The sequence below is a fragment of the Dyadobacter sp. genome (assembly GCF_051859145.1).
Lineage (GTDB): Bacteria > Bacteroidota > Bacteroidia > Cytophagales > Spirosomataceae > Dyadobacter.
The window spans coordinates 1-2,078 of record NZ_JBHYGF010000521.1; the positions used below are offsets into that span (position 1 = coordinate 1).

A 2,078-nucleotide genomic window follows, 5' to 3' on the forward strand; every position below is an offset into this window, starting at 1 on the left:
CCAGGCGAGCCAGGGACGTTTGAAGAGAGAGGCGAAGAGTTTCATTATTGTGAGCAGCTATTGTTTGATGCTCTAATTTAGGCTTGTTTCGCCGTTATTTCGGGTTTTATTTATTGCTACTGTGAGTTTTTTAAATCCTAATTGCGTTTAGCGGAATTTGTTGGTCGGTTCATAGATGTACCTCACTGAATCCAGCTCGGGTTTGTAAGAAGTACTTTTCATGACATTACTGAGCTCGATGCGATTGGTTAGGGTTTCTTTGCGCAACTTTACGTCAAGATATACTACGAAGCCAAATTCTTGGTTAATCCGGTACCAGTACTTGCTTCGTTCAAGTTTTCTGTCATACCTGTAATCATATAATTTGGCCTGGATAGAATCTGTTTTTTGTAAACCAGCATTGAAGAAGGAGAAAACATAGTATGGAATTCCTTTCTCGTACAAAGGCTCCTGCAGGCTGTCCTTTTTGGATATAAATTTCTGCGCCTCTAAAAGCAGTTTTGCTTGGGCATTTTTGATATCCAGGGACTTACCATTTTTTTGATAATCTACCAACACCCAATATCCCGGCTTCTCACCATTCGTTACATTGCCATTAGGCTCGATAACATATCGTTTAGGGAAACAACCGCATATGGTTGTCACAACTAGTATGAAGATAAAAGCTTTCATGATTATATGGCTCATGGTTTGACAATGTATGCTCTCATATTTTGGCTATTATATAAAGTACCGTTTCCAACAATCCCGGTGTAAGCAAACCACGTATAATTCTCCGCAACGTCGCCCCATCCCCAGTTCATTTGGTAGTAAATTGAATGATTCTCATAGCAAAAGCCATTTTGATCATTAAAAATCGCATACAAATCCCGGATTCCATCCATCACCCAAATATGCTGATTAGCTGCACAAGCGGCACAGTTAGATCCGAATACGATCACCGGCCTGAGCGCTCGAAGCTCGGAGCTTATCGTCTCAATGTTGGTGAAGAATTCTTTATCAAATGAAGTATATCCCCGATTTGAAAAGAAATTATCAATGTGTCCTGGAATATTCCATGTCTGACAGCCGGAACCTGATTGTGGAATTCCTAATGCTGGAACCAGGGTATTGTATACTGCGTCCAGGTCTTTGCCGGTATCGCGTAAAAGATGTGCTAAGTCAATATGGTTCGGATTAACAGGAGTGCAGTTCTCGGGCGCAGTCATGGGCATTGCATTAAACATGGATGCAGAGTAAGTATGTCCATTGGTAGTGATTTGCTTTCGGTGGTATCTTAGCACCTGCGCTACCGCTATAGGTCCACAGCCGGTTGGCGCCTTCCCACAATTATACTGCCCGCTACAATTCAATGTATTAACTCCAGACGGACAATAGGCATTATATCCAGTACCTTGCCGCCATCGGGATAGCGTATGCGTCAAATGCTCAATTGTCGAATTCGCCGGGAGAGGGTGGGTTACGAACCACTCGCAGCTGGCTTCCGGCGTGTTAACAGGTGCCTCGGTAGTTCGGTTGCCGTTAGGGTTTTGTTTGAGCTGTTCCCACATATTGACAATGTCAATGTGCGCTTCCTTCTGCTTTTGAATACCTTCAAAGTTTTCCCTGACGATATCAAACCAGAGCTGGATGCCCGGATTATCTGTCTTTTCGTTGAAAGTTCCTTTCTCTGAAAAGGCGAGAATCGGCTTCATCCTTTTGTCAGCAGAAAGCAGCGTAAAGCCTTTGTCATCTTCGTACTCTACAATGTAGAACATCGTCTTGCCTGCATTGTCATTAAACCGCCTTATCGCTTTTACATACAGCCTTTCATCGGCACTTATCCGGGCACTGTGTCCAAGGTTTGTAGCTTCTTCACCGGAAAGCAGCCGGGCCGCTTCATTCTGGTCGACGAAAAACTTGTTCGTATCATTCGCATCTCTTTTGTAAGATGGTTCTGATAATTCATTTTGCGAGCACGCATTGAGGAGCAAGATGAAGGTAGCTAATGATAATAGTGAGGGCACCGAAATCGTAACTTTCATGATCATAGCATGTTTGATTCTACCAGCCCAGCGTACTCGGTGTACGACCTCGTG

General features: G+C 43.6%; 2 protein-coding genes. Both read right to left on the bottom strand.

Annotation, left to right across the window (positions count from 1 at the left end; genetic code table 11):
• Positions 1 to 147: 147 nt before the first annotated feature.
• Entirely contained in the window at positions 148 to 687 is a 540-nt protein-coding gene (locus ACTIE6_RS23200; protein ID WP_439558898.1) for a hypothetical protein, read from the bottom strand.
• Positions 684 to 2,078: C10 family peptidase (locus ACTIE6_RS23205; RefSeq protein ID WP_439558899.1), on the bottom strand; the 1,395-nt coding region annotated here is incomplete at its 5' end. The genes ACTIE6_RS23205 and ACTIE6_RS23200, both read right to left, overlap by 4 nt.

What these genes read in the sequence shown, in the direction of transcription:
- ACTIE6_RS23200 (WP_439558898.1), bottom strand. Translation starts at nt 687, where the DNA reads ATGAGCCATATAATCATGAAAGCTTTTATCTTCATACTAGTTGTGACA.